The organism is Cryobacterium flavum, from assembly GCF_900103805.1.
GTDB classification, from domain to species: Bacteria; Actinomycetota; Actinomycetes; order Actinomycetales; family Microbacteriaceae; genus Cryobacterium; species Cryobacterium flavum.
On sequence record NZ_FNIB01000019.1, the window covers coordinates 38,108 to 45,074 of the forward strand.

The window sequence follows — 6,967 nt, forward strand, 5'->3', positions numbered from 1 at the left end:
GTCAGACGGTGCGCGGCGCCTTCGCCAGGTTGGCCTCGAGCTCTGCGATGTTCTGACGCACGCCATAGGCGGGGCGGTCACGCTCGACGCGCCAGCTTTCGGCGAGGGGGCCGATATTGACGGTGTCGAAGCCGAATTCGTCGTAGAGCTTGGTAACGAAGGCAGAGGCATCCGCAAAGTCAGAGGACGTGGCCAGCGCGCGCCGCTCGGAGTCCCCGGTCGGGAAGGAATCCGCGGTGATGTCGGCGGCCGTGATGTGGTTAAATCCCTTGGCCACGCGAGACGTTGGCAGGTGCTTCTGCAACATGCCCGTCACGGTCGCCTGGCCATTGTCGAGGGCGTCGATGTGTCCATCGCGTTCGAAATAGTAGTTATTGGTGTCGATGACGATCTTGCCGGACAGGGGTTCGACGGGCACGTTCGCGTAGGCCTTCAGCGGCACGGTGACGACCGCCACGTCGGCGGCCTCGGCGGCCTGCGCTGCGGACCCAGCGCTCGCTTTCGGACCCAGTTCCGCCACGAGGTCTGCCAGGGTTTCCGGTCCTCGGGAATTGCTGATTACGACGTCATAGCCACTCTCAATCGCCTTTCGCGCGACCTGGCTGCCAATGTTTCCTGCACCGATGATTCCAATAGTTGTCATACTGGCGACAACGATAGCGACCCCAAAAATGTTCCCGCCGTGCGGCCGCGCGGAGAGGCGGGGTCGGCGCTGAGAAGGGAACGGTACGCAACTGATGCCTCGATTCACCACGAATTTATTGCAAAACGGCAACAACATCGGCATCGTGATCCCGGACGCGGTCGTCGCAGAACTCGGCGGCAAACGCGTTCCCGTGTTGATCACGCTCAACGGCACGTACAGCTATCGCAACACGACCGCTGTCATGGGCGGGCTCAATCTCGTGGGACTGAGTGCTGAACACCGGGCTGCCTCTGGACTCGGCGGCGGAGACGCCGTGGAGGTCACTATTGTGCGTGACGACGAGCCGCGGGAGGTCGAGGTGCCGCCGCCGCTCGCACTGGCGCTCGCGGAGGATTCCGACGCTACTGCCGCCTGGAACAGGCTGTCCTACAGCCGCCGCAAAGAATATGCTCGGGCCATCGCGGATGCGAAGGGTGACGACACCCGCGCGCGTCGCGTCGGGAAGACGATCGCCGACCTTCGTGGGGTGTCCTGAGCCCTCTGACGATCGGTTCCTGGGCGATCAGGTAACCTTTCTGTCGATGCTGGCCGTCTGCCGACTCGCGCGCGGCGTCAAGCTTGATGCCTGACCTGCGCGGGACGGCGCAGATCTGGGCGCGCGTGAAGTCGCGCTAGCCAACGGCTTTCTTGAGCAATGCCACCAGCCGATCCTGATCGGCGTTGGTCAGTTTGGTGACGGCGTAGGAGGTCGGCCAGAAATCGCCGTCGTCAAGGTGCGCGTCTGGCTGAAAGCCGATGGTGGCGTAGCGCACCTTGAACTTCGCGGCGCTCTGAAAGAACACCACCACCTTGCCATCGCCATCGGCGTAGGCCGGCATGCCGTACCAGGTCTTCCCGGCCAGATTCGTGTGGCTCGTAACCAGCGTGTGCAGGGTCTCGGCCAACTCCTTGTCTGTGCCGGTCAAGTCGGCGATTGCAGCGAGGCAGGCTGCCGCCAGGTCGGCACCGGCCTTGGCGGCCTTCTCCTCGGCCACAGCCGCCCGCATGGCTGCCTTTTCCTCTTTGCTGAAGGTGGTGCTCATGGTTTGTTCCTTTCCAGGGGCCGATCTACGCCATTTAGTGTAGGCGGCGTCTCGGACATCCGTTTTATGCGGTTGAGTGAAGAAACACGAGCGTGCGGTGCAGCGACAGCGCGGCGGCCTCCGCGTCATACGACGGCAACGAGCTGTCGGCGAAATAGTGCTGGTCTCCGGGGTAGAGAAATAGTTCCGCCGCGTCCGTCGACTCGACGAGCGCACGGGCAGCATCGATGTCACCCTCGCCAACGAAGATCGGGTCGGCGTCCATGCCGTGCACTTGTACCGGAACGTCATCCGGCCAGGCTGCGCTGAATTCGGATACTGGAACGCAGGAATACTACAGCAGCGCCCCGCGTGCGCCCGAGCGCGTCTGCGCCAGCTTCTGGGCGGGGAGCACCCCGAGGGAGAATCCCGCATAGATCAGGTCTCCGGGTAGGCCCGCGACCGCCTGTGCGCCGCGGTCAATCAGGTCGCCGAAGCCGACCTGCTCGGCGTAGCCAACGCCCTCGTCTATGGTTTCAAAGGTACGGCCATCGAACAGGTCGGGTGTGTGAACGACATGCCCGGCCCTGCGCAGTTCGTCGGCAAAGAGGGATGTTTCCGTGTCGAGCGGTGCTCGAGGACGCATCCGCGCATTCAGCCGGGCTCCAGCCCCATGAGATGGTGCAGCTCGGCCGTGAGGCCTTCTGCTCTGCCCGCCCCCGAGCCAACGGAGCTTCGGCCGCCGACTCGACTTCTGACCCCGCAAGCAGGTCGGGTGACCACCACTTGGCGGCGGCGAGCGGTGCCGAGCGTGAGCATCCGCTCGCCTGAATCCACCATGACGACTCTCGCTCACCTCCCCACGGTAATCTGGACCTCACCGCCATTGCATCGTGCGAGCGCGATGCCCCACCCGAGGAGTACCACATGTCTGTCGGCCTGCTTGCTGTCGTCGATGACATACTCACGGCCGCCCTCAAGGCGAGCGCAAAGACCGCGGGCGTCGTCATCGACGATGCGGCCGTCACGCCGCAGTATGTGCAGGGGCTCTCGCCGGCACGCGAACTCCATGTTGTCTGGCGCATCGCGCTGGGCAGCCTGTTCAACAAGTTCGTCATTATCATCCCGCTCGCGCTTCTTCTGTCCGCGTTCGCACCGTGGGTGTTGCCGTTTCTGCTGATCTTCGGCGGGACCTACCTATGCTTCGAAGGTGCGGAGAAAGTCACCGAATGGTTCGGCACCCATCACGTCGCCGACGAGACGGAATCCCGCGATGAGGGCAAGCTCATTTTCGGCGCAATCCGCACCGACCTCATCCTCAGCACCGAGATCATGCTGATCGCGCTGGCCAGCCTCGACCCCGACTTCGGCATCTGGATGACCCTCGGCGCCCTGGTGGTCATCGGTCTCGGCATGACCGCGCTCGTCTACGGTGCCGTCGCACTATTGGTCAAGATCGACGACATTGGCCTGGCTTTGATGGAGAACCCCGCCCGCCAGGTGCGACGTACCGGCGCACGCATCGTGGCATCGATGCCCACCGTGTTCCGTGTGATCGGCATCATTGGAACGGTCGCCATGCTCTGGGTCGGCGGCCACTTGGTCATCGCAAACCTCGCAGAGACGTTCTGGCACGGCCCCTACGACCTGCTCCATGTCGTCACGCACTCGGTCGAATCCGCCGGCCCGGCTGTCGTCTGGCTCACCGACACTGGCTTGTCGGCCGTGTTCGGCCTGACTCTCGGGCTCATCATCGCCGGGATCACTTTCGCACTGTCGGGTCTCCTAAAACGCAGTAAACCTCCCGTTACGACCAAGGAAGTCTCCACCCCGAATATCTAGCCTTCATCCGTACAGCACGCCACGTAGCGCCTGGACGGCAGTGCCGAGCTACCAAGGGGCAGGCGGCCGAGCGATAGGGTGAAGTAAACGATGCGGGGACGAGTGAACAATCTGGCGCTCCAGTTACGAGCGGCCGCGGAAAGAAACGATGCCCTGCGAGCGGATCTCGACCAGGAATTTGCCACCCTGATCGGTACCAACCGGGACGCACACGACGTGATGGACGCGCTGTGGTGGGCCGCGCATCCGTTACAGCCGACACCCGCCGGCGAGATCGACCCGGCAGTGCACCTGGTGGAGCTGCAGTCCAGTGTTTTCTCCCGCGCAGCAATGCCCGAGCCGCAGCTCGAACGCACGGAGGCTGGATCGACCGTGCGTGCGACAGCCAGCGAGCACCGACTGCGGCAGCTCACCGTGCACCTCGCTGCGCGCGCGGATGCCGTCGCCCAGTTGCTGGAACGGTTCGGTACCGACCTGACTGATGCGGGTGCCACCACGATGGCGGTCACCAAGGATCTCGCGTCCGGTGTCGCCGCTCCCCCACCCGCCGACGGATCCACGAACGCGGTCACCGATGACCGGCCGCTGGCCGGCCGAGTGCGTTGGCGTTCAATCTTGCTGGCCGCAGGGGTGGCCGCTGGCGTCTTGGGCACGCTCGGTGCCCAGGCGCTGCAGCAGGGCATCATGGCCACGTTCGAGAACGGCTCTTCGGCCACTGCCGGCCCCAGCTCAGCTGAGAACACACCCGGCGTGCTGCCGAACGAAGCGGCGGTCGGCGCCATTGCCGGGCTTTTCGACCAACCGGTCGACCCCTCGGCCGGTGAATTGGCCGACCTCGGACCGTCTTACAGCATGGTGCGACCCTCCGGACTCACGCCTCGAGGCTCCTACGGAATTTACCTGGCCCGGCTCGGTTCCGGCCCGTACTGCCTCGTGGTGCAACAGGTCGACCTCACCGCGACGAGTATCTGCGCGGCTGCCAGCGAGATTGCCGAGAACGGCCTGCGCCTCAACGCCGTGGTTTTGGGTACCCTCGACCCCGAGGCGACCGGGCCACGCGTGCTTCTCGATCTGACGGCAACATGGTTGGCCGACGGCATGGTCATGTCTAGTACCTCGCCGCACGTGCCAACAGTGTCCGCCTACGTCGCACCGTAGTCAAGCTGCCCGCTGGCTGGCTATCGCGGTAAACCGGTACGCCGCGTCTGCGTCAGCGCATCCGCTCCGCCAAAGCCACAATGATTCCCTCCGGGCCTCGCACGTACGCCAAGCGCCAGACACCCTCATACTCGCCGATGCCGCCGACCAGACTGTACCCTTCCGTGGCCAGCCGGTCGACCAGCGCTTGAAGATTCTCGACTTCGAACGACAGGCTGCGGAGCCCGAGCTCGTTGGCCATGGCGTCGGGCGATCCCGGTACGGGATGCGGTCGAACAAAACTGGAAAGCTCTACCGCCGTCCCCACTCAGGCGTCTTCAGCATGACCATTTCTGAACGTGAGTTGGGAATCGCGGTGACGATGTATATAGAGTTGCCCTCCACGAAGGTGCGGCCCTCGATCTCGAGGCCCAGTCCAACAAAGAACGCCGTCATCTGGTCGAGATCCTGAACGGTCACACCAACATGATCGAACCGCTTGATTCGCGGCATGGGCAGCCTCCAGATGTTCTTTCTGCACAGACGAAGGGAGCCTACAGCGGAATCATGACGCACAGAAGTCCGGGCGGGCGTGAACACGGTCATCCCCGGGAGGCGCGATACCCTCGGAATGGTCCAGCGCAACGTCGAGGGGCTTGATCGGATACAACGAACGGAGCTCTGTGGTTGACGCGGGCAGGCGAAGCAAGCGGATCGTCGGAGTAGCACGTCACGGGCGGCTGACACGCTCGAATCCATATGCTGCCGCCCTCAGACTGGTGGCGACCGTGCTGGCCGTTGTCGTAGCGAGCACGTCAGCGGTGGTTACGGTGGCGGTGTGGAGCTTCAGCAAGACGGTCGACGACAACGCGATCGACATCACCACGGGTGACACGGCCGCGCCCGTGCCACAGCTCGAAAGCTACGAAAACGGTTTCAACATTCTCCTGGTCGGCATCGACAACGATGCAACGCAAAGCGCGGCGTACGGTGAACGTGACGGCACTCTCAACGATGTGAACATTCTCGTGCACGTGTCTGCCGACCACAGCAACGCGGTCGTTGTGAGCATCCCCCGCGATCTCATCGTGGCGCACCCCGCCTGCACGGATGCCGCGAGCGGCACCGAGTTTTCGGCGATGGCCGCACGGCCCGTCAACGAGGCGATGTCTCGTGGCGGACTCCCCTGCGTGGTCAAAACAGTGTCCGAGTTGACCGGGCTGACCATCCCCTACGCCGGGCTGATCTCGTTCGACGGGGTCGTGCAGATGAGCGACGCCGTCGGCGGCGTTCCCATCTGCCTGAATGCAGCCATCAACGACCCCGCTGCGGGACTGGACCTGCCCTCGGGCACCAGCATCGTCGCCGGAGACACCGCGCTCGCGTTCCTGCGCAGCCGCAAGGGCGTCGGCGACCGCAGCGATCTGGCACGAATCTCCTCGCAGCAAATCTACATGGCCTCACTCATGCGCACCGTGCAGGGCAACGGAACCCTGACCAGCATCCCCACCCTGGTCAGACTAGCCAATGCTGCAGCCACCAACATTCAGTTGTCGACCTCGTTGGCCGACATCGACACGATGGTATCGATGGCCCTGGCGCTTAAGGACATCGATCTGGACCGACTGCTGTTCGTGCAATATCCCGGCACCACTGACCTGCTGCGGATATCTCGGACAGTGGGCCCTCTTAAAATGAGGGATCACTGAAAGTAGAGATCAGCATGACCGCAGCACGTAGGCGTTTCACTCAGGAGTTCAAGGACGAGCTGTGCCGTGAGGTGATCAACACCTCCAAACCGATCAAGGACGTCGCCACCGCGTATGGCGTCGGCGCTGAGTCTCTTCGGAACTGGCTCAACAAATACCGCGAGGAGAACGGCGGTACCGAAGCGGACCTGACCGTCTCGGAACGGGCCCGACTTAAGGAGCTCGAGCGGGAAGTTCAGGAGCTGCGGGCGGAGACCGCATTCTTGAAAAAAGCCAGCGCTTACTTCGCGCGGGAGCAGCGGTAGTGAGCAAGTACGAATACATCGACTCCCAAAAATCGGACCCCGCCAACCAGAATTCGGTCGTGAAAATGTGCCTCTGGTTGGCCGTCTCCACGTCCGGTTTCTACCACTGGGCAATGCGGCCGCAGTCCGCGACCGCGGCCCGCCGAGAGGCCCTGATCGCCCGGATTCAGTACTTCTTCGAGGAGTCCGACGGCACCTACGGATACCGCCGGATCCACGCCGACCTGGGTGCCGAGCAGACCGAGTGCTCGCCCGAGCTGGTGCGGC

Annotated in this window: 9 protein-coding genes and 2 pseudogenes; 5 read left to right on the plus strand and 6 right to left on the minus strand. The window is 63.6% G+C overall.

The features are described 5' to 3' along the window. Window position 1: 1 nt before the first annotated feature. Window positions 2-643, minus strand: coding sequence for an NADPH-dependent F420 reductase (locus BLS91_RS18035; RefSeq protein WP_092342251.1), 642 nt, complete (start codon window positions 641-643; stop codon window positions 2-4). A 94-nt stretch (window positions 644-737) separates the two neighbouring features. On the opposite strand from BLS91_RS18035, the gene BLS91_RS18040 reads away from it, so the two are divergent. Beyond that, window positions 738-1,181 carry a YdeI/OmpD-associated family protein gene (locus BLS91_RS18040; RefSeq protein WP_092342253.1) on the plus strand — a complete coding sequence of 148 codons (444 nt, stop codon included), beginning with the start codon at window positions 738-740 and terminating at the stop codon, window positions 1,179-1,181. A 136-nt stretch (window positions 1,182-1,317) separates the two neighbouring features. On the opposite strand, the gene BLS91_RS18045 is transcribed toward BLS91_RS18040, so the two are convergent. The 3 genes and pseudogenes from BLS91_RS18045 to BLS91_RS20835 all read right to left on the minus strand — a co-directional run bounded on the left by BLS91_RS18045 (window position 1,318) and on the right by BLS91_RS20835 (window position 2,353). Then, window positions 1,318-1,728, minus strand: coding sequence for a hypothetical protein (locus tag BLS91_RS18045; protein ID WP_092342255.1), 411 nt, complete (start codon window positions 1,726-1,728; stop codon window positions 1,318-1,320). A gap of 64 nt (window positions 1,729-1,792) precedes the next feature. Beyond that, window positions 1,793-2,005 (minus strand): annotated as a pseudogene (locus tag BLS91_RS20830) (dienelactone hydrolase family protein); the annotation flags it as partial. 57 nt (window positions 2,006-2,062) lie between these two features. Continuing rightward, window positions 2,063-2,353, minus strand: a complete 291-nt coding sequence (locus BLS91_RS20835) for a hypothetical protein (RefSeq protein ID WP_241983143.1) — start codon at window positions 2,351-2,353, stop codon at window positions 2,063-2,065. Between the two features lie 281 nt (window positions 2,354-2,634). Between BLS91_RS20835 and BLS91_RS18055 the strand changes: the two genes are divergently transcribed. Next, complete coding sequence (locus BLS91_RS18055) at window positions 2,635-3,549, plus strand: DUF808 domain-containing protein (protein WP_092342257.1); 915 nt, start codon at window positions 2,635-2,637, stop codon at window positions 3,547-3,549. Window positions 3,550-3,651: 102 nt separating this feature from the next. Then, a complete protein-coding gene (locus BLS91_RS18060; protein WP_092342259.1) occupies window positions 3,652-4,707 on the plus strand; it encodes a hypothetical protein in 1,056 nt (351 codons plus the stop codon). 52 nt (window positions 4,708-4,759) lie between these two features. Here BLS91_RS18060 and BLS91_RS21065 read toward each other — a convergent pair whose 3' ends face one another. Next, window positions 4,760-4,948 carry a VOC family protein gene (locus BLS91_RS21065; RefSeq protein WP_338061607.1) on the minus strand — a complete coding sequence of 63 codons (189 nt, stop codon included), beginning with the start codon at window positions 4,946-4,948 and terminating at the stop codon, window positions 4,760-4,762. Between the two features lie 50 nt (window positions 4,949-4,998). Then, window positions 4,999-5,166, minus strand: coding sequence for a VOC family protein (locus BLS91_RS21070; RefSeq protein ID WP_338061608.1), 168 nt, complete (start codon window positions 5,164-5,166; stop codon window positions 4,999-5,001). Window positions 5,167-5,474: 308 nt separating this feature from the next. Between BLS91_RS21070 and BLS91_RS18070 the strand changes: the two genes are divergently transcribed. Together BLS91_RS18070 and BLS91_RS18075 are read left to right on the plus strand one after the other, a co-directional pair. Beyond that, a complete protein-coding gene (locus BLS91_RS18070) occupies window positions 5,475-6,395 on the plus strand; it encodes an LCP family protein (RefSeq protein ID WP_159433904.1) in 921 nt (306 codons plus the stop codon). Between the two features lie 14 nt (window positions 6,396-6,409). After that, window positions 6,410-6,967: pseudogene (locus BLS91_RS18075) on the plus strand (transposase); the annotation flags it as partial.

Coding starts and splice junctions, on each gene's coding strand:
- BLS91_RS18045 (WP_092342255.1), bottom strand. CDS start 1,728: ATGAGCACCACCTTCAGCAAAGAGGAAAAGGCAGCCATGCGGGCGGCT.
- BLS91_RS18055 (WP_092342257.1), top strand. CDS start 2,635: ATGTCTGTCGGCCTGCTTGCTGTCGTCGATGACATACTCACGGCCGCC.
- BLS91_RS18040 (WP_092342253.1), top strand. CDS start 738: ATGCCTCGATTCACCACGAATTTATTGCAAAACGGCAACAACATCGGC.
- BLS91_RS18035 (WP_092342251.1), bottom strand. CDS start 643: ATGACAACTATTGGAATCATCGGTGCAGGAAACATTGGCAGCCAGGTC.
- BLS91_RS21065 (WP_338061607.1), bottom strand. CDS start 4,948: ATGGCCAACGAGCTCGGGCTCCGCAGCCTGTCGTTCGAAGTCGAGAAT.
- BLS91_RS20835 (WP_241983143.1), bottom strand. CDS start 2,353: ATGCGTCCTCGAGCACCGCTCGACACGGAAACATCCCTCTTTGCCGAC.